21 protein-coding genes and 1 riboswitch are annotated in these 23,216 nt (G+C 61.8%); of the genes, 17 read left to right on the forward strand and 4 right to left on the reverse strand.

What is annotated here, in order from left to right:
• The first annotated feature begins 136 nt into the window (after positions 1 to 136).
• Together NMA58_RS19725 and NMA58_RS19730 are read left to right on the forward strand one after the other, a co-directional pair.
• Positions 137 to 709: a CarD family transcriptional regulator gene (locus tag NMA58_RS19725; protein WP_011427211.1), complete on the forward strand. Its 573-nt coding sequence runs from the start codon at positions 137 to 139 to the stop codon at positions 707 to 709.
• A 375-nt stretch (positions 710 to 1,084) separates the two neighbouring features.
• Positions 1,085 to 1,948 (forward strand): RNA polymerase factor sigma-32, encoded by an 864-nt coding sequence (locus NMA58_RS19730; protein WP_011427212.1) that lies wholly within the window; start codon positions 1,085 to 1,087, stop codon positions 1,946 to 1,948.
• A 50-nt stretch (positions 1,949 to 1,998) separates the two neighbouring features.
• Here the strand turns inward: NMA58_RS19730 and NMA58_RS19735 are convergent, their stop codons facing one another.
• Both NMA58_RS19735 and NMA58_RS19740 read right to left on the reverse strand, forming a co-directional pair.
• Entirely contained in the window at positions 1,999 to 3,543 is a 1,545-nt protein-coding gene (locus tag NMA58_RS19735) for a M48 family metalloprotease (RefSeq protein WP_434711663.1), read from the reverse strand.
• Between the two features lie 385 nt (positions 3,544 to 3,928).
• The gene (locus NMA58_RS19740) at positions 3,929 to 5,467 is read right to left on the reverse strand and encodes an MDR family MFS transporter (protein ID WP_430960037.1); all 1,539 of its coding nucleotides are present in this window, start codon (positions 5,465 to 5,467) and stop codon (positions 3,929 to 3,931) included.
• Positions 5,468 to 5,581: 114 nt separating this feature from the next.
• Here NMA58_RS19740 and NMA58_RS19745 point away from each other — a divergent pair, with 114 nt between their 5' ends.
• The 3 genes from NMA58_RS19745 to NMA58_RS19755 all read left to right on the forward strand — a co-directional run bounded on the left by NMA58_RS19745 (position 5,582) and on the right by NMA58_RS19755 (position 8,649).
• Positions 5,582 to 6,109, forward strand: coding sequence for a MarR family winged helix-turn-helix transcriptional regulator (locus NMA58_RS19745; protein ID WP_085779823.1), 528 nt, complete (start codon positions 5,582 to 5,584; stop codon positions 6,107 to 6,109).
• Between the two features lie 66 nt (positions 6,110 to 6,175).
• Positions 6,176 to 6,826, forward strand: coding sequence for a thiamine diphosphokinase (locus tag NMA58_RS19750; RefSeq protein ID WP_430960036.1), 651 nt, complete (start codon positions 6,176 to 6,178; stop codon positions 6,824 to 6,826).
• A gap of 2 nt (positions 6,827 to 6,828) precedes the next feature.
• Positions 6,829 to 8,649 (forward strand): ABC-F family ATP-binding cassette domain-containing protein, encoded by a 1,821-nt coding sequence (locus NMA58_RS19755; RefSeq protein WP_434711664.1) that lies wholly within the window; start codon positions 6,829 to 6,831, stop codon positions 8,647 to 8,649.
• Between the two features lie 61 nt (positions 8,650 to 8,710).
• Here NMA58_RS19755 and NMA58_RS19760 read toward each other — a convergent pair whose 3' ends face one another.
• Positions 8,711 to 10,570, reverse strand: coding sequence for an ABC transporter ATP-binding protein/permease (locus tag NMA58_RS19760; RefSeq protein ID WP_434711665.1), 1,860 nt, complete (start codon positions 10,568 to 10,570; stop codon positions 8,711 to 8,713).
• A 153-nt stretch (positions 10,571 to 10,723) separates the two neighbouring features.
• A riboswitch (SAM riboswitch) is annotated at positions 10,724 to 10,801 on the forward strand.
• Positions 10,802 to 10,850: 49 nt separating this feature from the next.
• Between NMA58_RS19760 and metA the strand changes: the two genes are divergently transcribed.
• The 6 genes from metA (at position 10,851) to NMA58_RS19790 (ending at position 16,743) form a co-directional block, all read left to right on the forward strand.
• Positions 10,851 to 11,774, forward strand: a complete 924-nt coding sequence (gene metA, locus NMA58_RS19765) for a homoserine O-acetyltransferase MetA (protein ID WP_020922563.1) — start codon at positions 10,851 to 10,853, stop codon at positions 11,772 to 11,774.
• A gap of 118 nt (positions 11,775 to 11,892) precedes the next feature.
• On the forward strand, positions 11,893 to 12,915 hold the full coding sequence (locus NMA58_RS19770) for an aldose epimerase family protein (protein ID WP_434711666.1): 1,023 nt from the start codon (positions 11,893 to 11,895) through the stop codon (positions 12,913 to 12,915).
• Positions 12,916 to 13,045: 130 nt separating this feature from the next.
• Positions 13,046 to 13,822, forward strand: a complete 777-nt coding sequence (locus tag NMA58_RS19775; protein WP_097598267.1) for a GntR family transcriptional regulator — start codon at positions 13,046 to 13,048, stop codon at positions 13,820 to 13,822.
• Positions 13,815 to 14,846 (forward strand): SIS domain-containing protein, encoded by a 1,032-nt coding sequence (locus NMA58_RS19780; RefSeq protein ID WP_434711667.1) that lies wholly within the window; start codon positions 13,815 to 13,817, stop codon positions 14,844 to 14,846. Before NMA58_RS19775 ends, NMA58_RS19780 begins: the two co-directional genes overlap by 8 nt.
• Entirely contained in the window at positions 14,846 to 15,997 is a 1,152-nt protein-coding gene (nagA, locus tag NMA58_RS19785; RefSeq protein ID WP_434711668.1) for an N-acetylglucosamine-6-phosphate deacetylase, read from the forward strand. Before NMA58_RS19780 ends, nagA begins: the two co-directional genes overlap by 1 nt.
• Before the next feature lie 17 nt (positions 15,998 to 16,014).
• Positions 16,015 to 16,743: an SIS domain-containing protein gene (locus NMA58_RS19790; RefSeq protein ID WP_434711669.1), complete on the forward strand. Its 729-nt coding sequence runs from the start codon at positions 16,015 to 16,017 to the stop codon at positions 16,741 to 16,743.
• Positions 16,744 to 16,800: 57 nt separating this feature from the next.
• Here NMA58_RS19790 and efp read toward each other — a convergent pair whose 3' ends face one another.
• Positions 16,801 to 17,370: an elongation factor P gene (efp, locus tag NMA58_RS19795; protein WP_064696465.1), complete on the reverse strand. Its 570-nt coding sequence runs from the start codon at positions 17,368 to 17,370 to the stop codon at positions 16,801 to 16,803.
• A gap of 147 nt (positions 17,371 to 17,517) precedes the next feature.
• Between efp and epmA the strand changes: the two genes are divergently transcribed.
• The 6 genes from epmA (at position 17,518) to NMA58_RS19825 (ending at position 23,205) form a co-directional block, all read left to right on the forward strand.
• Positions 17,518 to 18,579: an EF-P lysine aminoacylase EpmA gene (epmA, locus tag NMA58_RS19800; RefSeq protein WP_434711670.1), complete on the forward strand. Its 1,062-nt coding sequence runs from the start codon at positions 17,518 to 17,520 to the stop codon at positions 18,577 to 18,579.
• Positions 18,576 to 19,628: a lysine-2,3-aminomutase-like protein gene (locus tag NMA58_RS19805; protein ID WP_430960025.1), complete on the forward strand. Its 1,053-nt coding sequence runs from the start codon at positions 18,576 to 18,578 to the stop codon at positions 19,626 to 19,628. The genes epmA and NMA58_RS19805 overlap by 4 nt, the downstream gene beginning before the upstream one ends.
• Positions 19,629 to 19,891: 263 nt before the next feature.
• Positions 19,892 to 20,143: an acyl carrier protein gene (locus NMA58_RS19810; protein WP_085779839.1), complete on the forward strand. Its 252-nt coding sequence runs from the start codon at positions 19,892 to 19,894 to the stop codon at positions 20,141 to 20,143.
• Positions 20,143 to 21,324, forward strand: a complete 1,182-nt coding sequence (locus NMA58_RS19815) for an acyl-CoA dehydrogenase family protein (protein WP_430960023.1) — start codon at positions 20,143 to 20,145, stop codon at positions 21,322 to 21,324. Before NMA58_RS19810 ends, NMA58_RS19815 begins: the two co-directional genes overlap by 1 nt.
• A 4-nt stretch (positions 21,325 to 21,328) precedes the next feature.
• Complete coding sequence (locus tag NMA58_RS19820) at positions 21,329 to 22,237, forward strand: amino acid--[acyl-carrier-protein] ligase (protein ID WP_430960022.1); 909 nt, start codon at positions 21,329 to 21,331, stop codon at positions 22,235 to 22,237.
• The gene (locus tag NMA58_RS19825) at positions 22,228 to 23,205 is read left to right on the forward strand and encodes a DUF1839 family protein (protein ID WP_430960021.1); all 978 of its coding nucleotides are present in this window, start codon (positions 22,228 to 22,230) and stop codon (positions 23,203 to 23,205) included. The genes NMA58_RS19820 and NMA58_RS19825 overlap by 10 nt, the downstream gene beginning before the upstream one ends.
• Positions 23,206 to 23,216 lie beyond the last annotated feature (11 nt).

The following is a 23,216-nucleotide window of genomic DNA, read 5'->3' on the forward strand; positions in this document are numbered from 1 at the left end:
ATGGCGCGCAAGACACATTTGCTTTTGCCTGATGGGACCAGAGTGAAGTCACCCGACGGATCTACCCGTCTCATCCGGGCCTGACTGACCCGGCTCCGGCCGCCGCCGGAAGCGTAACAGGGAGTTTTTGAATAGAATGACGACTCAGCAGAAAAAGCCTTCTACAGCACGTCACGGCTTCAAGACCGGTGAATCGATCGTCTACCCCGCTCATGGCGTCGGTACCATCACCGCTATCGAAGAGCAAGAAGTTGCCGGCATGAAGCTCGAACTTTTCGTTATCGATTTCGAGAAGGACAAGATGCGCCTGAAGGTTCCGGTCGCCAAGGCGATGAGCATCGGAATGCGCAAGCTTTCGGAAACGGACTTCGTCGATCGTGCGTTGAAGGTTGTGCAGGGCAAGGCGCGCGTCAAGCGCACCATGTGGTCTCGCCGCGCCCAGGAATATGATGCCAAGATCAATTCCGGCGATCTGATTTCCATTGCTGAAGTCGTGCGTGATCTCTATCGTGCAGAGAACCAGCCTGAACAGTCCTATTCCGAGCGCCAGCTCTACGAAGCAGCACTCGATCGCATGGCGCGCGAAATTGCCGCCGTCAACAAGATGTCGGAAACCGAAGCCGTCCGCCTCGTCGAGACCAACCTTAACAAGGGTCCGAAGCGCGGCAAGGCGATCGAAGAAGACGATTCGCAGGACGAAGCCGCTTAAGGCAAGCCTGTCTCTCCCATGAAAAAACCCGGCCTTTGCGCCGGGTTTTTTATTGGAACTTTTTCCCGACTGACGCGTTTATCACACGTAATTGCGGACTGCTCGTCGGGCGCTGGCTCGTCGGGCGAACTGCTATTCCGTCAATATTCGGTGAGGAGCGGCTCATGCCTTTTCAATATTGCCCGTTCGGCAACGTGAAGAAACAGGTCCGACCCAGCCGTCTTAGCGGCACATGATAAGAAATAGGGCCTTTCCCTGAGAAGTCCAGGGTGAGGCCCTTTTGCATACGGAACCCATTCAGTCCGGACAGCGATGTTCCGGAAGGTGAGTTTTATTGTTCATTTTGAGGGCGAAGGCCTGTTTCGGGAGATCGAAATGAAGAACATGTCTGCAGATCGGCGCATGATCAAAATCGCGATGGCCGCCCCATATCTCGCCCGCCAGGAAGAGCATGATCTCGCCACCCGCTGGAAAGATCACGATGATCGCGGTGCGCGCAACCAAATCGCCATGGCGCATATGCGCCTGGTTATCTCCATGGCCGGCAAGTTCCGCAATTTCGGTCTGCCGATGAGCGACCTCGTGCAAGAGGGCTATGTCGGCCTGCTGGAAGCCGCCGCGCGTTTCGAACCGGAACGTGACGTGCGTTTTTCGACCTATGCCAGCTGGTGGATCAGGGCGTCGATCCAGGATTATATCCTGCGCAACTGGTCGATCGTGCGCGGCGGCACCAGTTCGGCCCAGAAGGCGCTATTCTTCAATCTGCGCCGCCTGCGCGCTAAGCTTGCCAGGGGCGATACGCAACTGACACTGCAATCCATTCATCAGGAAATCGCGGCGGCTCTCGGCGTCAGCCTCGCCGATGTGCAGACCATGGATGCCAGGCTTTCCGGCAACGACGCCTCACTGCAGGCGCCTTCCGTCTCCGGCGATGCCGAGAGCGCGGAGAAGATGGATTTCCTCGTCAGCGACGATCCGCTGCCGGACGAGCAGGTTTCCAATATGATCGACGGCGAGCGCCGCCGCGTCTGGCTCGCCTCGGCGCTGAAACATCTCAACGAACGCGAGATGAAGATCATCAGCGCCCGGCGCCTAGCGGAAGACGGCGCCACGCTCGAAGAACTCGGCGCCGATCTCGGCATTTCCAAGGAGCGCGTGCGCCAGATCGAAAGCCGGGCGATGGAAAAGCTTCGCAGCGCGCTGGTCAGCGCCGATCCGCATATGGCGGCCTACGCTTGAACGTCTTTACCCTCCAGCAGCACCGACTGCCCGGCGCCAGCCGGGCTTTTTTATTCGGCGATGATTTTGACGCGGTCGCCGGGGGAAACGGCCGCACCCGTCGGCAGGGCATTGATGAGCTTGAAGAGATCGAGCTTGCGGTCGGTACCCATCATGCGGGCGGCAAGCGTCGAGATGTTCTCGCCGGGCCGCACGGTGACGACGCGAATGCGCAGCGGCTTTAGCGAGGCAGCTTCCGCCGGTGTCATGCGCCGGAAACTGGCGCGCAGTACATTGGCCGTCGGTTCGAGGGCATCGCTGCCCTTCGGCACGGCGGTCAGGAAACGGAAGATCTGCGCATTGTTGCGGATGACGGTGACATCGAAATCCCAGCGGTCGGCACTTGCGCGCGCAGTGGCTGCTTCCATGCCATTGACGGTAATCTGCTGAATGGTCGATGGGTCGAGACCGGTCACCCAGCCGCTGGAGATATAGTTTGTGAGGCTCTGGTTCTGGTTGTCGGCGACGCCATCGAAGCGGACGGCGATGTCGTTGGGGCCGGTGGCCATCACGGCTTCGACCTTGTTGTCGATCTTGAAGTCCGCCGGCACGTCGAAGCGGATCCCGAGGCCGCCATGCAGGAAGGTCTGACCGCGCACGTAGCCCTCTTCCGGGCTGTCACCGTAGAGCAGGCCGTCAATGCCGTCGAGATAATAATCGCGACCTTTGTCGCCGACAGTCCCTTCCTGGCCGAAGGCGCGCGCATGGGTGCGGGCAAGCTCGATGCGCTGGGCGGAGTTCGGATGGCTCGAGAGGAAGTCGAGGCTCTGGTCGGCTTCCGGGTCGACCGACATGAAGCGGCTGTAGGCCGCCATGGAATCGAGGAAACGGGCGGCGGCATAGGGGTCGTAGCCGGCTTCGCCGAGCATGCGCACGCCGATGACATCGGCCTGCAGCTCCTGCTGGCGGGAGAAGGCGGCAAGCCTGAGCTTGCCCCGGGCCAGCGCCTGCTTGCCGGCAATGTCGCTCGAGAGGACCTCGGCGACGACGCGGCTGGCGATGACTTCGGCTTCCTCGCGCTTCTGCCGCTCGATACCGTGGTTCGCTGTCACGTGGCCCATTTCGTGCGACAGCACAGCGGCGACTTCCGAGGCGTCGTTGGCAAGCGCGAGCAGGCCGCGGGTGACGTAGAGATACCCGCCCGGCAGCGCAAAGGCGTTGATCGCAGGCGAGTTCAGGATGGTAATACGGTAGGACTGGCTCGGATTTTCCGACACTGCCGTCAGTGCGCCGGCAATGCGGGCGACGAGGCGCTCGGTCCTGGCATCCTTATATTCGCCGCCGTAGCTTGCCACGATACGCGGATGCTCGCGGGCGCCCATCGCCGCACGCGGATCGTTCTTCTGCACCTCGTCGACGATCTGGGGATTGGAAGAAGGCGAGATGCTCGGCTGGTAGGATTGTTCGATCAGCGACTGACACCCGTTCAGCGCCATTGCGACGGCTGAAAGCAGCATCAGGCGACGGACGAAGCGCCGCGTCGCAGAGATGGCATCACTGGAAAGCGCGGGCGATTTCCACGTCGTCAAGCTGTCCAGTCTGGTTCTCCGCATCATGTCGCTGTTTTGCCGGTTTGCCGCAGATGGGGACCGGCCTTGGCAAGGGAAACTCAACGGGTGCGCACCCCTGATCTCGCGCCGCGTGCTAAGCCGATACACGTCGTTGCTGTAACTGATTTACGCATCGGTTGCATAGCGAGACTCTGTTTAATTGTGGCGCCGTTGCATTTTAGCAAGCCTCAGGCATCGAGGTTCCCTTCGCTCGGATGAAATTATGGCGAAAGTTCCGTCACCAGGCATAGATTTGTCGCCGGCACGGAAAAAGACGGCTTGATTGAAGTAACAGGCTGGAAAACGGCAGCCCCGCAAGAAAATCGCAACTCTTAATTTATTTACGCGATAATGGAACGTCCGCTGGTGAATATTCCCGTCGTACGGCCCGCTATTCCGCCGCTTCCGCCGCCGGCGATTGCGGTCGCTTCATTTCCCCGGTGCGGGGCAGCTGCACGGGCTTCAGCATCATTGCGGCAGCAAGGCCGATCAGGGCAATGGCGCAGGAAGTCATGAAAAGGGGCGAGAAGGCGGCGGCATAGACATCTGCGACCGCCTGGCGGCTCGCTTCGGGAAGGGCTGCCATCATCTTCGGCGTCAGTTGTTCGATATCGGCGACACCGGGAATGGGAGCACCGACCTTGCCGAGCCCGGAGGCGATGATCGCGCCATAGATCGAAATGGCAATTGAGGCGCCGCCCATGCGCGAGAGCGTCACCGAGCCGGTCGCGGCACCGACGTCGCGGGCGGGGGCGGCATTCTGCACGCCGATGACGGGGACCTGCTGCGCAAGGCCGATGCCGATGCCATGCAGCATCATGATCGCGCCGATGAAGGCGATTGGCGTTCCCGCATGGACCTGCGACATCAGCGCGAAGGCAATGGCGCTGCAGGTGAGGCTCGCGATGGCGAAGGGTTTGTAGCGGCCGGTCAGCGAGATGATGCGCCCGGCCGACAGTGATCCGCAGACGAGACCACCGGTCAGAAGAATGAACAGAAGGCCGGCGGCCGATGGGGAAAGGCCGGTCGTCGTCTGTAGGAAGAGAGCGAGATAGTTGACCATGCCGATGGCGATGGCGCCGCCCATCACCGATATTAGCAGCAGGAGGCTGAAGGTCGAATTGCGGAAGAGCTGCAGGGGAACGATCGGCTCCGGCGCGCGGCGCTCGACGAACACCCAGGTGACGGCGCAGACTACGCCGAAGGCGACAATGCCGATACTCTGTGGTGAGATCAACGAGCCGAACAATTGGCTGCTGTCTGTAGCAAGCACGATGCTCGTCGTCGTCAGCGCGATCAGGAGCGCGCCGGCATAATCGATCTTGGGGCGCCGATGCGGCTTGCGGTAGGGCAGCATGAAGGCAAGGCCGGTGAGCACGATGAAACCGATCGGCACGTTGACGAGGAAGATCGAGCGCCAGCCGAAGAGATCGCTCATCGTTCCCCCGAGCACCGGGCCGATCGCACCCGAAGCCATCAGCACGAGGCTGGAATAGCTTTGATAGCGCGCCCGCTCGCGCGGCTCGAACAGATCGGCGTTGACGGCAAAGATCGATACCATGATGCCGCCACCGCCGAGCCCCTGCAGCACACGGGCGGCGATCAGCGTATTCATCGAGACGGCGAGGCCGCAGACCGCGGAGCCGGTGGTGAAGATTGCGATCGCCGTCATCATCACATATTTGCGGCCGAAGAGATCGCCGAGCTTGCCGTAGAGCGGCATGACGGCGCTGAGCGCCAGCAGGTAGGCCGAGCCGATCCAGCCGAAACGCTCGAGATGGCCGAACTCACCGACGATCGTCGGCAGCGCCGTGGAGACGATCTGATTATCGAGGGTCGCCATGAACATGGCGGTCATCAGAAAGAAGAAGAGGATAAGCCGGCGACGAGGATCCGTCACGAGCGGCGCAGGCGCGGGTTGCATGTCCATGGGGCATATTTCCGGGTTCGATCCATTTTATGTGCCATTAGCATGTAATTGTCAATGGCACATGAGTGACTCCGGCATATTCAATTTTAACCTCCGCTCTGCTATGGTGCCGTCATGAATGAGACGCTGACGAAGATCCTGTCCAACGGTCGGGCCGAGCCAGACGATGAGAACCTGCCTCGCATCGGCAAGAGCATGGCACGCATGCGCCTGATGACCGGCCGGCGGCTGATCGGCAGGCTGGCGATCCAGAGTGCCGCACCGGGCCTTGAGCTTTCCCATCTCGACGTGCTGGACGCCGTGCGGCGGGCTGAGTCGCCCGGCGAGGTTACTGTCGGCTTGATCGCGGAGATGCTGCGCATCGACCCGTCGCGTGCCAGCCGGGTCGTGGCCGAGATGGTCGGGCGCAACGTGCTGCGCCGCGAAGCCTCCCAGGCCGATGCGCGGCGGATCGTCGTCGTCATCACCGAGGCCGGCCAGGCGCTGCTTGCCGAGATCCACGCGCAGAAAATGGCCATCATTTCCGAGATCGTCTCCGATTGGCCACGCGAAGATATAGAGCGCTTCGCGACGCTGTTCGAACGTTTCATTGGCGGCTACGAGGCGATCTTTCTCTCGCGCGACAAGGATACGCCCGGTTGAGGTGAATGCGCCGATCCGTCGGTGCCCCTTCCCCTCGCCCCCCCGTTTGCGCTAAGGGCAGTGCCCATGAGCCAATCCACCTTCACCATTCTGCTCGGCGGCGAACTCAGCCTGACGGAACGCCTGCGCCACGCGATCGGCGGCAGCCGTTTCATCGCGGCCGATGGCGGCATGCGGCATGCGGCGGCGCTTGGTGTCATGCCTGAGCTCTGGGTCGGCGATTTCGATTCGACGCCCCCCGAGCTCGAAGCGGGCTTTCTCGATGTGCCAAAGCAACCCTATCCCGCAGCGAAGGCGGCAACGGACGGCGAGATCGCGGTATCGGAAGCGGTCGCCCGAGGCGCCCGGCGGCTGATCCTCGCCGGCGCGCTCGGCGGCGAACGCTCCGACCATGCGCTTCAGCACCTGCTGTCGGCCGTCGGCCTTGCTGAACAGGGTTTCGACGTCCTGCTGACCTCGGGCAAGGAAGAGGCCGTTCCGCTGCTCGCCGGCACGGTCGAACTGGACCTTCCCAAGGGCTGCCTGTTTTCCGTCCCCGGGTTCAGCGAGCTGAAGGGGCTCTCCATCGAGAATGCGCGCTATCCGCTCACGGATTTCCATCTGCCTTTCGGCTCATCGCGCACCATTTCAAATGTCGCGGAAGGCAAGGTTCGCTTTTCGCTCGAGAGCGGCCGGGCGATCGTGCTTGCCCGACCCTATGATCTTTCCGGAGTCTGATTTTGGCCCCTCCCATTCTGAAACTCGACGACATCTTCCTGAGCTTCGGCGGCGCACCGCTGCTGGCGGGCGCTTCGCTGCAGGTCGAGCCCGGCGACAAGATCTGTCTCGTTGGGCGTAACGGCTCTGGCAAATCGACACTCCTGAAGATTGCCGCCGGCCTGGTCGAGGCGCAGTCCGGCGAGGTCTTCCGCCATCCGTCTTCGACGGTGCGCTATCTCGAACAAGCCCCGGACTTTGCCGGCTTCCGCACCGTTCAGGCCTATGCCGAGGCCGGGCTGGGACCGGGCGACGACCACTATCGCGTCACCTATCTTCTGTCGCATCTCGGCCTGACCGGCGAAGAAGATCCGAACACCCTTTCCGGCGGTGAAGCGCGCCGGGCCGCGCTTGCCCGCGTACTGGCCCCGGAACCGGATATTCTCCTGCTCGACGAGCCGACCAACCATCTCGACCTTCCCACAATCGAATGGCTGGAAGGCGAGCTGCAGAAGACCCGCAGCGCCCTGGTGCTGATTTCGCACGACCGTCGTTTCCTCGAAAAAGTCTCGACGGCAACCGTCTGGCTCGACCGCGGCGCCTCGCGCCGGCTCGACAGGGGATTCGCGCATTTCGAGGCATGGCGCGACCAGGTGCTGGAGGCCGAAGAACTGGAGCAGCACAAGCTCGGCAAGGCGATCGAGCGCGAAGAACACTGGCTGCGCTACGGCGTCACGGCCCGGCGCAAACGCAACATGCGCCGCCTCGGTGAGCTGCAGACGATGCGCTCGCAATATCGCGGCCATAAGGGACCGCAAGGAACGGTGCAGGCGACGGTTTCGGACGCGCAGGAATCCGGCAAGCTGGTGATCGAGGCCGAGAAGATCACCAAGAGCTTCGGCGACCGGGCCATCGTCACGCCGTTCTCGATCCGCGTACATCGCGGCGATTGCATCGGTCTCGTCGGACCGAACGGTGCCGGCAAGACGACGCTCCTGAAAATGCTGACCGGCCAGCTTTCGCCCGATAGCGGCACAGTGAAACTCGGCACCAACCTGGAGATCGCCACCCTCGACCAGAAACGCGAGGACCTGAACCCCGAGGATACGCTTGCAAACTACCTGACGGACGGGCGTGGCGAAAACCTGCTCGTCAACGGCGAACAGCGCCATGTCACCGGCTACATGAAGGAATTCCTGTTCCAGCCGGAACAGGCGCGCACACCGATCAAAAGCCTCTCCGGCGGCGAACGCGCCCGCCTGATGCTGGCACGCATCCTGGCGCGCCCGGCAAACCTCCTGATCCTCGACGAACCAACCAACGATCTCGACATCGAGACGCTCGACCTCCTGCAGGAAATCGTCGCCGGCTTTCCCGGCACCGTCATTCTCGTCAGCCACGATCGCGATTTCCTCGACCGCACCGTGACCTCGACGATCGCGCCCGCCGTACCGGATGCGCCCGACGGCCGATGGATCGAATATGCCGGCGGCTACACGGACATGCTGGCGCAGCGCAAGGGCGCGATCGAAGAGCGCCGGAAGGCCGAGAAGGCGGCGGAGAAGCCGAAGACGCAGGAGATAACAGCTTCCGGCGGAGGCTCGAAGGGCAAGCTTTCGTTCAAGCAGAAATTCGCGCTGGAAAATCTGCCGAAGGAGATGGCGAAAGCGGAGGCCGAGCTCGCCAAGCGCGAACTTGTCATGGCCGATCCCGGTCTCTTCACGCGTGACCCCGCCGCCTTCAATCGGCTTGCAAGCGAGATGGAAAAGCTGCGCGCCGGCCTGTCCAAGATGGAAGAGGAATGGTTGGAGCTCGAAATGCTGCGCGAAGAGCTCGAAGGCTGAGACTCTCGCGCTCAGCCGCTCGCGTCACGCTGCAGGTAAAACCCCTGCTGATGGGGAGGTCTTAAAGCGCCGGCGCGGGGACGACGGCTGCGCCCGCACTGGCGCTGGCGCCGGTGGTCTGGGCGACCTGCTGCTGCGGCTCTTCGGATCTCGAAGGCAGAGCCTGCAGATGCAGCACCCGCGGCTGCAGCGCCTCCAGATAGGTTTCAGAGCGGCCGATATAGATCATGCCGGCTTCGGGTATCGAAGTCAGCACGCTGCACATCGTTTCCTGCCATTCCGGCTCCATGCCCTCGAGCACTTCGTCGAAGATGATCCAGCGCGGGCGCACCAGCAGCAGGCGCGCGAAGCCGATCGCCTTCTGTTCATCGCCGTCGAGCAACTTGTCCCAGCGGGCGCGGGTATCGAGCCTTGCGATCAGAGAGTGCAGGCCGGCCTTTTCAAGGGCCGCCTCGACGGCAGCCTGCTCGTAGGCATCGGGGCTTTCGGGGAAGGCAAGCGCCTCGCGCAGAGTGCCGCCCGGAATATAGGCAATCTGCGGAACGAACAGCATGTCGTCGATCGGCGGCAGACCCATCGTGCCGCTGCCGCACGGCCAGAGCCCGGCCAAGGCCTGGAACAGCAGTTTGCGGTTGACGCTATGATCGCCGTTGATCATGATTTTTTCGCCGGCCTTGATCACGATATCGGTTTCACGCAGGCGAAAACCGCCGCATTCCTCGATGTCTTCGCCGATTTTGGCATTGATCACCACATCCTTCAGCGTCAGCTTGTCGGGGGTGGTGTTTTCATAGGCGATGCTGCCCTTCACGCCAAAGTCCTCGTCCATGTCGAGCAGCGCCTGGCGGAAGTCGGTGACGCGCATCAGCGTGGCACGCCATTCGGCGATCGGGCCGAAATTGGCGACATACCAGCGCAACGCCGTATTGACTTGGTTGAAGGCGCCGACCGACATCATCAGCTGCCCGAGGGTGAGGCCGCCGGAAAAATAAGCGGGTGCGGCAACGATAATGGGGATAACGATCACGAGCCAGCCGTAGCCGGCCGAAACCCAGGTGAGATTGGTATTGGCCATGGCGAGCCGCTTGACCACCCTCAGCACCGAACTGATGTCGGTGTTGATGCGCCGGCGTTCATTCTCTTCGCCGCGAGCGACGGTGATTGCCGGCATGTTCTCATTGGCATGCATCAGCGTGAAACGAAGCTCGGCCTCCTTCGAGAACCGGTCGGCATTGAGCTTGACCAGCTTGCGGCCGACGACCTGACTCAGCACCGAGGCGGAGGCGGCATAAAAAATCGCTGCCCAGACCATGTAGCCTGGAATGGAGAAGCTGTGGCCGCTGATGTGGAAGACGAAGCCGCTCGACAGCTCCCAGAGCACGCCGATGAAGCTCACCAGAAGAATGGTTGACTGTAAGAGGCCGAGAACGAGCCCTGTTGTGCTTTCGGCGAGGTTACGGGAATCCTCGTGCAGGCGCTGGTCGGGATTGACGCCGATCAGGCCGCTCGAGGCGAGCCGCAGCGCCCGCTTGCGCTTCAGCCATTGATTGACGAGATCGCGCGACAGGCCCTCGCGCATATAGAGCGCGGTCATCTGGTTCAGCCAGGCCTGCAGCACGTTGAGCAGCAGCAGCGTGCCGGCGATCATCGCAAAGATTTCGAGCTGATGGAAGAATTCGCCGAGATCGCGGCGCTCGAGCGAATCATAGAAGGGGGCGTTCCACTCGTTCAGAATGACCTGGCCATAAGCTGTCAGAAGGATGACAAGGATCAGCACGGTTGCCAGAAACAGCACCTTGCCACGCACTTCAGAATTCCAGAATGCCGAGAACATTACTCCGAGGCGATATGTCAGGCTGAAGTCGTAACCAACCTTATCCTGCCTCCTGGTGCCCGGCCTCCCCTCGATCTTATCTGCCATCATGCTTTTCCAACACCGCCCATACTGTCATTATTAACATGGTGGCGTTACCGGTCTATCAACAGATTTTATCAGTCATTAAACTGTGATGATTCTTGGCGCTCCGCTCCTGCATGCATTCGGAGTTGATTCGCGGCTCAACTGGGACTAATTAAGGCACTCCGTGGTGATTTGGCCGGCCGGCTTGCAGCCACGTTAAAAAAGTCGCTAAAGGGCCGCGTGCGGACCGGTAGCGATTTTTTCGCCGCCGGTTTTTTATTTTCGATCGAGTTGACCGCAAATGCCCATCAAGATCCCCGATACGCTGCCCGCTTTCGAAACCCTGGTTCAGGAAGGTGTGCGGGTGATGACCGAGACGATGGCGATCCGTCAGGATATAAGACCGTTGCAGATCGGCCTGCTCAACCTGATGCCCAACAAGATCAAGACCGAACTGCAGATGGCCCGTCTCGTCGGCGCTTCGCCGCTGCAGGTGGAGCTGTCTCTCATCCGCATCGGCGGCCACAAGGCGAAGAACACATCCGAAGATCACCTGCTCGCCTTCTACCAGACCTGGGAAGAGGTGAAGCAGCGCAAGTTCGATGGCTTCATCATCACCGGAGCGCCGATCGAGCTTCTGCCCTACGAGGACGTTACCTATTGGGCAGAGATGCAGGAGATCTTTAATTGGACCGAGACCAACGTCCATTCGACGATGAACGTCTGCTGGGGCGCGATGGCGGCGATCTATCACTTCCACGGCGTTCCGAAATATGAGCTTAAGGAAAAGGCCTTTGGCGTCTACCGGCACCGAAACCTGAAGCCTTCCTCCATCTATCTGAACGGCTTTTCCGACAATTTCGAGGTTCCGGTGTCGCGGTGGACCGAGGTGCGCCGCGAAGATATCGAGAAATCCGCAAGCCTTGAAATCCTGATGGAATCCAGCGAGATGGGCGTATGCCTCGTGCACGAGAAGAGGGGCCGGCGGCTCTACATGTTCAACCACGTCGAATATGATTCCACCTCGCTTTCGGATGAGTATTTCCGCGATGTGGATGCCGGCGTGCCGATCAAGATGCCGCATAATTACTTCCCGCATAATGATCCGACGCTTGCGCCGCAGAACCGCTGGCGCAGCCATGCGCACCTCTTGTTCGGTAACTGGATCAATGAGATTTACCAGACGACGCCCTATGACGTCGAAGAGATCGGCATGGATCTTTGACCGGCATTTCTTTCTGACCTGCCCGGTTGCGGTTTGGAGCAAATGCGGGCAGGTTCCGGTCCGGAACTCTATAGCGCCGCGCGTCTTATCGGACGCGCAAAGGAACGGACGGTCGATTATGTCGGATAAGTTGGAGCGGGATGTTTTCGGGCAGACGAAGGCGGGCGAAACCGTCTATCGCGTCGTCATCAATGGCGGCGGCCTGACGGCCAAGATCATCACCTGGGGCGCGGTCATCCAGGATCTGCGCCTTGCGGGACATGACGCGCCGCTGCAGCTTGGCTTCGAGGAGTTCGACAACTACCCGCTCTACTCGGCCTATTTCGGCGCGACGCCCGGCCGCTGCGCCAATCGCATCGGCGGCGGCAGGTTCACGCTCGACGGCAAGGATTATCAGCTCGAGCGGAACGAAAACGGCGTGACGCATCTGCATGGCGGCAGCGACAACATCGGCAAGCGCAACTGGACGATCGTCGAGCATGACGTCGACCGGCTGGTGATGAAGATCGTCGATCCCGACGGCCGCGCCGGCTACCCCGGCAATTGCACCATCCAGGCGACGTTCCGGGTGCATGGCAACGGCGAGCTGTCGATCACCTACGAATCAACAAGCGACCAGCCGACGCTCGCCAATGTCTGCCAGCACGCCTATTTCAATCTCGACGGCCGCGACGATGCGCTGGGCCACGACATCATGATCGCCGCCGATCACTATTTGCCGACCGACGAAAAGCAGGTGCCGACCGGCGAAATCCGGCCCGTTGCCGGCACTGAATTCGATTTCCGCGAGATGGCTCCGATGAAGCGTTTCGTCGGCAATGAACAGGCATTGTACGACCATAATTTCTGCCTGTCTCGCGAACGCACCGCCAAGCGGACTGTGGCACTCGCCCGCAGCCTCTATTCCGGCGTGTCGCTGGAAGTGCGCAGCACCGAGCCGGGCGTGCAGTTCTATGCCGGCTTCAAGCTCAATACAGGTGCTCCCGGCCTCGGCGGGCGCAAATACGGCCCGTTCGCCGGCTTCTGCCTGGAAACGCAGGTCTGGCCGGATGCGATCAACCACGAAGGCTTTCCGAATGCAGTGTTGCGCCCCGGCGAAGTGCTGCGCCAGGAGACGGACTACATCTTCACCAAGAGCTGAGCATTCTAGAGACGCACGGCTGTCAAATTTGACCGTTATAAACCCTCTTCGGTTTGCCGGAGAGGGTTTTTTTATGCCTTGTCCGATTCAGACTTGCCGATTGGTTCTATATAGGTTCTATTGTCTACCCATGGATAGAACCAGTCTAGTAGCTGAACTCAATAGACGCGGCCTGCGCGACGAAGCGTTGGCCGGGCCGCTCTACAAGCGGCTGGCGCAGGCGCTGACCAGCCTCATTCAGGAGGGCTTGCTGAAGGCCGGCACGGCGCTGCCGGGCGAGCGCGACCTTGCCGAGGCTCTCAAGCTTGGCCGCGTCACCGTGCGCACTGCCTATCGCGACCTCATGGCGGCGGGCGCACTGGAATCGCGCCACGGAAGCGGTACTTTCGTATCGGGTAAGGTGGAGCGCATGGAACAGTCGCTCTGGCGGCTTTCCTCCTTCTCCGCCGACATGCGCTCGCGCGGGCGTCTGCCGGCCGCGCGCATCTTGTCACGCGAGGTCAACACGCCGTCTCCGGAGGAATCCTTTCTGCTCGGCCTCGGCGCCGGCGAACCGGTTCTGAGACTCGACCGTCTGCGCCTCGCCGACGGCCTGCCGCTGGCGATCGAGCGCGCCGTCGTGCCGGTCAAGTTTCTGGGGGAGAACGCCGGCGGCGAGGGATCGCTCTATGATGCGCTGGCGGCGAATGGCCACCGACCGGTGCGTGCGCTGCAGCGGCTGACCGCCGTCACGCTCGATGCGTCCTATGCCGCGATGCTGAACGTCAAGGCAGGCGCACCGGCGCTTCTGATCGAACGTGTCTCGCGCCTGGAAGACCAGCGCGTCGTCGAATATACCCGCTCGCACTACCGCGGCGATGCCTATGATTTCGTTGCCGAATTGAGAATTGGAGATGACCATGAGTGAGAACCAGTCGCTGATGCTGCAGGAAGCCGGCCAGTCGCCGGAGGTGGTGGCCACGCTTCTCGAAAAGGAAAAACCGGTCTTTGCGGAAATCGCCCGGCTGTTTTCGTCCGCCCGCCCGAGCGTGGTGACCACGGCGGCGCGCGGCTCCTCGGACCACGCCGCCACCTTCTTCAAATATCTCTTCGAGATCACCTGCGGCGTACCGGTCGCATCGGTCGGCCCGTCGATCGCTTCCGTCTACGGCGCTGCCCTCCATCTGAAGGGCGGTGTGCACTTCACTGTTTCGCAGTCGGGCGCCAGCCCTGATATCGTGGCGTTGCAGGAGGCGGCGAAGAAGGGCGGCGCGACGACGATCGCCGTCGTCAACGTCACCGACAGCCCGCTTGCCAAACAGGCCGATATCGTTCTCGGTCTTAACGCCGGCGCGGAAAAAAGCGTGGCGGCGACGAAATCCTTCATTGCCTCCGTCGCCGCCCTTTCCGGCGTGACGGCCGCGATCGGCGGCGCGTCCGGCCTGCAGGCAGCGCTTGAAAAACTGCCGGAGGCGCTTTCGGCGACCGCCGGTATCGAAACGGCGGCGGTCGAGGAGGTGCTGTTCCATGCGACCTCGCTCTATACGGCCGGCCGCGGCCCGGCGTTTGCGATCGCGCTAGAAGCGGCACTGAAGGCGAAGGAAACCTCCGGCCTGCATGCCGAGGCCTTTTCGCTAGCGGAACTGATGCACGGTCCGATGCGCCTGGTGCAGCCCGGCTTTCCGATCGTCGCCTTCGCGCCTGACGATGCGGCCTTTGCCAATAACGGCCAGGCGCTGGAGCGGCTGCAGAAGCTCGGCGCCACCACCGTCGGTTTCTCGGCACAGCCGCTTCCCGGCATCAATCTGCGCGTGCCGACGACGGGCAATGGCCTGATCGATCCGCTGGTGTCGCTGCTCGTCTACTACCGGCTGATCGAATCGGTGACGCGCCGCAAGGGCTTCGATCCCGACCGGCCGGCGAACCTACTCAAGGTGACGGAGACGATCTGATGGTCCGCAAGATCTTCGTCGGCGCCCGCATCTTTGACGGCGAGCGCTTCCATGACGACAAGGCGCTCATTGTTGCCGACGGCCGCGTCGAAGCGATCATCGCGGTAAACGACCTGCCCGATGGCGAGACGGTCGCTCTTGCGGGCGGCATCCTGTCGGCCGGCTTCATCGATGCGCAGGTCAATGGCGGCAGCGGCCGAATGTTGAACGATGAGCCTTCCCCAGCGTCGATGGATATCATCGCCAGCGGGCATCGGCCTTACGGCACGACGTCGCTGCTGCCGACCTTGATCACCGACACATCCGAGGCGACCAGTGCCGCTATCGAAGCGGCGAAGGAGGCTGTGCAAGAAAACCGCGGCGTCGCCGGCCTGCATCTCGAAGGCCCGCATCTGGCGCCAGCCCGCAAGGGCGCTCATTTGGCCGAGCTGATGCGGCCGGTGGAGGATAGCGACATCAAGGCCTTCATCCGGGCACGTGAGTCGATCGGCACGCTGCTCGTCACCATCGCCGCCGAGCAGGTGACGGTCGCCCAGGTGCGCGAGCTTGCCGAAGCCGGCGTCACCGTCAGCATCGGCCATTCCGATTGTTCCAGCGAGGCGGCGGAGGAACGGTTCGATGCCGGAGCGCGCGGGGTCACGCATCTCTTCAACGCGATGAGCCAGATGGGCCACCGTGCTCCGGGGCTGGTCGGCGCGGCCATCGATCATCCCGCATCCTGGTGCGGCATCATTGCCGACGGCCATCACGTCGATCCGAAGGCCCTGCGCACGGCGCTGCGCGCCAAGCGCGGCGAAGGCAAGCTGTTCTTCGTCACCGACGCGATGTCGCTTGTCGGCTCGCAACAGGACTCGTTCACGCTGAACGGACGCACCGTTCGGCGCGAAAGGGGCGGCTTCTGCTCGAAGCTCGTGCTTTCCGACGGGACGCTCGCCGGCTCCGACGTCGATATGATCTCGGCGATCCGCTACGGCGTCACCTATCTCGACCTGACGCTCGCCGAGGCCTTGCGTATGGCGACCCTCTATCCCGCGCGTTTCCTGAGGCTTGCCGATCGTGGCCATCTCTCGCCGGGCGCGCGCGCCGATCTCGTACATCTGACAGATGCGCTTACCGTGACCGCCACCTGGCTTGCCGGCGAGGCAGCCTGAACGCAAGGAGAAGCGGGATGACCGACATTACCGATGCCTATTTCTCCAACCTGATCGGCCGGCTGGAGACGTTGAGGCAGGCGCTCGCCGAACCGATGGCGCAGGCCGCGGCGGTCATCCTCGATGCCGCCCGCGACGACAAGCGCGTCTATGTGTTCGGCACCGGCCATTCGCACATGCTGGCGGAAGAGGTGCACTACCGCGCCGGCGGGCTCGCCTTCACCGTTCCGGTGCTCGTCGGCTCCGCCATGCTGCATGAGGGCGCCGTCATCAGTTCGGTCTATGAGCGCACACAGGGGCTGGTCCGGCCGATGCTGGAGCGTTACGGCATGCAGCCGGGCGACGTTATCATCATCGCCTCCAATTCGGGTGTGAACGCCGCGCCGATCGAGGCGGCCGACTATGCGCGCGACATCGGCGCAAAGGTCATCGCCATCACGTCGATCGCCTATTCCTCGGCGATCGCCAATGGTCGCCGTCGGCTCGCCGACGTCGCCGACGTGGTGCTCGACAACGGATTGCCGCCGGGTGACGCCATTGTCGATCTCGAAGGAACAGGACTTCGGGTCGGACCGGTCTCGACGGCGGTCGGGGTGACCATCATCAATGCGATCTTTGCCGAAGTTGCCTCGGAGCTTTCGAAATGCGGCGATGCTCCGGTTTATCTCAGCGCCAACATGCCGGGTGCAGCCGAGATCAACCAGAAGCTCGTCAAGAAATACCGGCCGCGCAACCCGCATCTGTGACAAGTGGACGCAAAAAGGCCGGTCGAAGCCGGCCTTTTCACGCGATCAAATCAGTAATCAATCCTTGGCGCGTTCGACGTATGAATTGTCTTCCGTCGCGATGACGACGCGGGTGCCGGCATCGATATGCGGCGGAACCGAGGTGCGGATGCCGTTGGAGAGCATGGCCGGCTTGTAGGAAGAGGATGCCGTCTGGCCCTTGACAACCGGTTCCGTCTCGACGATCTCAAGCGTGACGTGGCGGGGCAGTTCGAGCGCCAGCGGAATGCCTTCGTGGATGGACAGGATGCAGGTCATGCCTTCCTGGAGATAGGCCTTCTGGTCGCCCATGGTTTCCGCGCTGACGACCACCTGGTCGTAGGTCGCCGGGTTCATGAAGTGGAAGCCTTCGCCGTCTTCATAAAGGTACTGGAAGTTGACGTCTTCGACGAATGCGCGCTCGACCTGTTCGGTGGTGCGCCAGCGTTCGGAGACCTTCACGCCGTCGACGATGCGGCGCATGTCGACCTGGGTGACCGGCGTGCCCTTGCCCGGATGAAAGTTCTGGGCGGTGAGAACGACGTAGAGCTTGCCGTCCACGTCGAGAACGTTGCCCTTGCGGACCGAAGAGGCGATGACCTTGACCATAAGACTTCCTTGTAACTCGGCTTTCGGCGTCGTAGAGGACTGTCGAGACGCCCCAAGACGCAAATGTTTTTCTTTGGGGGCGCAACTAACCTAAAATCCGGGAAATAGCCACCCCCATACCGGCTTCTCCGGCGAAGAAAACTTGGAATGAACTTTTCGGCCAAAGCGTCTCCCTGGTGGACCCCGTCCGTGCATGCCGACCGCCGCCCGTTCCTGATCGGGCGCAATGCGATTCAGGCTGCGCTTCGCGGGTTTTTCGCGCGCGAGGATTTCATCGAGGTCGACACGGCGGTGCTGCAGGTCTCCCCCGGCAACGAAGCGCATCTGCATGCCTTCGCGACGCAAGCGATAACGACGGACGGTCAGGCGGCGCCGTTCTATCTGCACACCTCCCCGGAATTCGCCTGCAAGAAGCTGCTTGCTGCGGGCGAACAGCGCATCTCGTGTTTTGCCCATGTCTATCGCAATCGCGAGCGCGGGCCGTTGCACCATCCAGAATTCACCATGCTCGAATGGTATCGGGCCGGTGAAAGCTATGAGAGCCTGATGATGGATAGCGTGCGGATTCTGGCGCTCGCGGCCGAAACGGTGAAGACGGACAAGCTTTCCTATCGCGGCAGCGAAAGCGATCCCTTCGCCGGGCCGGAGCGGATCAGCGTCGCAGAAGCCTTCGATCGGCATGCCGGCATCGATCTTCTTGCCTCCGTTGCCGCCGACGGTTCGACCGATCGCGAGCATCTGGCGGCCGAACTCAGGCGCGTCGGCATGCGCGTCGCCGATGACGATGGCTGGGCTGATCTGTTCAGCCGGGTGCTGGTCGAAAAGATCGAGCCGCATCTTGGCTTCGGCCGTATCACCATTCTCGACGAATACCCGGTCTCGGAGGCCGCACTTGCGCGTCCCTCGGCGCGCGACCCCCGGGTTGCCGAACGCTTCGAGCTCTACGCCTGCGGCGTCGAGCTTGCCAATGGTTTCGGCGAACTCACCAACGCCGGCGAACAACGGCGGCGCTTCGAGATCGAAATGGCCGAGAAGGCGCGGATCTATGGTGAGACTTATCCGATCGATGAGGATTTTCTTGCCGCGCTGTCGCTGATGCCCGAGGCAAGCGGCATCGCGCTCGGCTTCGACCGGCTGGTGATGCTGGCCACGGGGGCGTCGCGGATCGACCAGGTGCTGTGGGCGCCGGTTGCGGAGTACGGAAGATGAATGCCGTCAAACAGATCAAGAGCGTCGACGATCTCGTGAAGGCGGGGCTTGCCGCGCCTGCCGACCGCGCAGCGCTCGAGGCGGTCGCCGCGCGTTACGCCATCGCGCTGACGCCTGCCGTCACCAGGCTGATCGATCACTCCGATCCCAGCGACCCGATCGGCCGGCAATTCGTGCCCGATGCGGCCGAACTCATTGTCGCGCCCGAAGAACGTGCCGATCCGATCGGCGATCACGCCCACAGCCCGGTCGAGGGCATTGTGCACCGTTACCCGGACCGGGTGCTGCTGAAGGCCGTGCATGTCTGCCCGGTCTATTGCCGTTTCTGCTTCCGCCGCGAAATGGTCGGGCCGCAGGGTCTCGGCACGCTCGATGCGGCGGCGATGGAGGCAGCCTTCGATTACATCGGGAGTCATCAGGAGATCTGGGAGGTCATCCTGACCGGCGGCGACCCGCTGGTGCTTTCACCGCGGCGACTCCGCGAGATCATGGAGGCGCTCGCTGATATTGCCCATGTGAAGATCGTGCGTTTCCATACGCGCGTCCCCGTCGTCGATCCGGAGAAAATCGATGCGGCGCTCATTGCCGCGCTGAAGGCAAGTGGCAAGACGATCTATGTGGCGCTGCACGCCAACCATGTCAGAGAGTTGACGATGGAAGCGCGGGCGGCCTGCGCGCGCTTGGTCGATGCCGGCATCGCGATGGTCAGCCAATCGGTGCTGCTCAAGGGTATCAACGACGACCCTGCGATTCTTGCCGAACTGATGAAGGCTTTCGTCGAAATCCGCGTCAAACCTTACTACCTCCATCATCCCGATCTGGCGCCCGGCACCAGCCATTTCAGACTGACGATCGACGAGGGGCAGAGGATCGTCGCGGCGCTGCGCGGACGGATTTCCGGCCTCTGCCAGCCGACTTACATTCTCGACATCCCGGGCGGCCATGGTAAAGCCGTTGTCAGCGGAAGCACTGTTCGGACGACGGGCGACGGGTGTTATTCCATCTCGGATTACCGCGGCGGCGAGCATTCCTATCCGCCGGCTGACTGACCCGAGGTCGCGCTTTTGCGTATCATTTCTGTACTCGCCGCGTCGGAAGCCGCGTCGAGCATTTCCATTGAAATGATCTTAGCTCATTGATGTAAAATGAATATTCCTGCCGTCACCGGAAGGATCGTTAAAATCCTAACTATGAGGACCCATCATCTTTAACCCAACCTGTTAGCGGAATGTTCTGTTTTCCGCACTAAAAGGACGCTCATGACAAGGCGATGAACGCCGGTTCGGGATCATGAGAACCTTGGAGTGATGGGATGAATAAGACAATCCGCGACCTCGTAGCCAAATTCGGCAAACTTCCTACGCCGGTTGACCAGATCGCCGACGACGCCGATCTTTATGCGGCAGGTCTGACGTCCTTTGCCTCGGTGCAGCTGATGCTCGGCATTGAAGAGGCGTTCGACATCGAATTTCCCGACAATCTGCTGAACCGCAAATCCTTCGCGAGCATCTCGGCCATCGCCAAGACGGTCGATATCATCCAGGATGGTCGGAAGGTCGCCTGATGAACTTCCCCGTCAAGATCATAGAGGACGGTCTTGTCGCAAGGGTCACCCGTGTCGCCGAAGTTGCGGCGAGACATGCGGATGCCGTCGACATCGAAGGCCGCTTCCCCAGGGAAGCCGTGGATGCGATGAAGGCCGAGAGGCTGCTCGGCATTCAGGTGCCGCGCCAGCTCGGCGGTGAATCGGCCTCGATCACCCAAATCGCCGAGTTGTGCTCGATGCTCGGCCAAGCCTGTGCCGCAAGCGCCATGGTCTTCGCCATGCACCATATCAAGCTGTCCAGCCTCGTTGAACACGGCGCCGACAGCGAATGGCATTGCGGCTTCATGCGCGGCATCGCAGCAGAACAACTGCTGATCGCGTCGGCCACCACCGAAGGCGGCATCGGCGGCAACCTGCGCAACAGCATTTGCGCGATCGAGATCGATGGCGATCTCTGCCGTCTCGAAAAGGATGCGACCGTCATTTCCTATGGCTCGCATGCCGACGCCATTCTCATCACTTCGCGCGCCCACGCGCAGGCGGCATCCTCCGATCAAGTGCTGACGGCCTTCCTCAAGGACCAGTACACGCTCGAGAAAACGCATGTCTGGAATACGCTCGGCATGCGTGGCACCTGCTCCGACGGCTTCCTCTTCAAAGGCCAAGCGCCAGCGCGGCAGATCCTGCCGAAGCCATTCGCCGAGATTGCGGCGCAATCCATGCTCGCTTCCTCGCATCTGCTCTGGAGCGGCGTCTGGTACGGCATCGCGGTCGATGCTGTTGCCCGCGCCCAGGCCTTTGTGCGCGCCGCTGCCCGCAAGGCCCCCGATGCACAGCCGCCCGGCGCCCTGCGCCTCGCCGAAGTCTCGAACCTGCTGCAGATGGTGAAATCCAACGTGGTTGCCGGATTGAAGGCTTATGAAGACGCCAAGTCAGATCCGGACCGGCTGTCCTCGATGGGCTTTGCGGTGGCGATGAACAACGTCAAGATCGCCTCGTCCGAGACGATCCTGGAGATTGTCAACCATGCCATGCTGATCTGCGGCATCATGGGCTACAAGAATGGCACGCCCTTCAGCCTCGGTCGGCATCTGCGCGACGCCCATTCCGCACAGCTCATGATCTCGAACGATCGCATTCTCGGCAACACGTCGAGCATGCTTCTCGTCCACAAGCAGGACACTAGCCTACTGGGGTAAAGTCATGGATATGCAGACCTCGTTCCTGGACCGGCTCTTCGAGTCCGGCCTGCTGATCGATACCGGCGTTGATGGTCTCTATGGCCGCAGCGGCCAGTTCGAAGATGTCATCACCGCTTTCGAACGGCTGATCGATGCTTTCGGCGGCGCCGACGGCGCTGAGGCGATGCGTTTCCCGCCCGGCATGAACCGCGCGCTCTTCGAAAAGAGCGGTTACATGAAAAGCTTCCCGCAGCTTGCCGGCACGGTACACAGTTTCTGCGGCAGCGAGCTCGATCATATGAGCCTGCTGCAGTGCATGGAAGTCGGTGAGGACTGGACCGCGGGCCAACAGGCGACCGATATCGTGCTGACGCCGGCCGCCTGCTACCCGCTTTATCCAACGGTCGCCAAGCGCGGCAACCTGCCGAAGACGGGCGGCCTGTTCGATCTGCAATCCTATTGTTTCCGTCACGAGCCGTCCAAGGATCCGGCCCGCCAACAGCTGTTCCGCATGCGCGAATATGTCTGCATGGGAACGGAGCAGCACGTCACCGATTTCCGTCAGAAATGGATGGATCGCGGTGTCGAGATGATGAAGCAACTCGGCCTCGATGTGACCATCGACGTCGCCAACGACCCGTTCTTCGGCCGTGCCGGCAAGATGATGGTCAACAACCAGCGTGACCAGAACCTGAAGTTCGAGCTGCTTATCCCGATTACCTCAGTTGCCAAGCCGACGGCCTGCATGAGCTTCAACTATCACCAGGATTCCTTCGGCCTGAAGTGGGGTCTCAATCTGGAAGACGGCAGCGTCGCGCACACCGCCTGCGTCGGCTTCGGCCTGGAGCGTATCGCGCTCGCCCTCTTCCATCATCACGGGCTCGACGTGAAGGAATGGCCGGCCAGCGTGCGGAAAGCGCTATGGGGCTGATGAACTCGATGGCATCGGTTTTCCCGGGGATCAGACCGGAAAGCTACCGGCAGCACGCGCTGCATTCCGGCGAACGTGCCTGGCCGGAAACCAACTGCTATGTCGATCTCTGGATCGAGGTGCTGGCGACGGCGGGCGTTGCACCTGAGGCGATGCTGGGTTTCACCCTGGCGCAGGATTTCGAGGGCGACCAGTTCACCTTCTTCAAGGTGCCGCTCGAAGATCTCGAAGCGCTCTACGGCATCCGCGCGACCGAGCTTGCGATCTACGACCGTGTCGAACGGCATGTCGAAGTCCAGATCGCGCGCGGTCGTCTGTGCCTGATCGAGATGGATTCCTTCTATATGCCGGATACGCGCGGCACCGCCTACCGGCAGGAGCATGGCAAGACGACGGTTGCGGTCAACCGGCTTGATGTTGCGGCAAAGCGCGTTGAGTATTTCCACAATGCCGGCTATTTCCGCCTCGAAGGCGAGGATTTCGATGGGCTGTTCCAGCAGCATCTGACGGAGAACGACCCACCCTTCCTGCCCTATACGGAATTTGCACGGTTTCCGGAAAAGCCCGCCGATGAAGCGCATCTTCGCGCGACCGCGCGGCGGCTTGCCGGTTTTCACTTCGCAAGGCGCCCCCGCCAAAACCCGATCCGCGCCTTCGCCCGCGTCTTCCCTCAGCAGGTGGAAGCGGTGGCGGAACGGCCGTTCGGCTTCTTCCACAAATATGCCTTCAACACACTCCGTCAGGTGGGCGCCAATTTCGAGCTGTCGGCTGATCACCTGGTCTGGCTCTCTCCCGAATTTACGGCCGCCGCCGAGGATGCCCGGCGCATTTCCGACGCGGCGAAATCCGTGCAGTTCCAGCTTGCCCGCGCTGTCGCCCGCAGGAAGTTCGAGCCGCTGCAGGCGGCACTTGATCCCGCCGCCGATGCATGGGATTCCATGATGGCATCGCTTGCGGAGCGAATCTGAGGCCGGAGATC

The sequence above is a fragment of the Rhizobium sp. YTUHZ045 genome, from assembly GCF_051124255.1.
Taxonomy (GTDB): domain Bacteria; phylum Pseudomonadota; class Alphaproteobacteria; order Rhizobiales; family Rhizobiaceae; genus Rhizobium.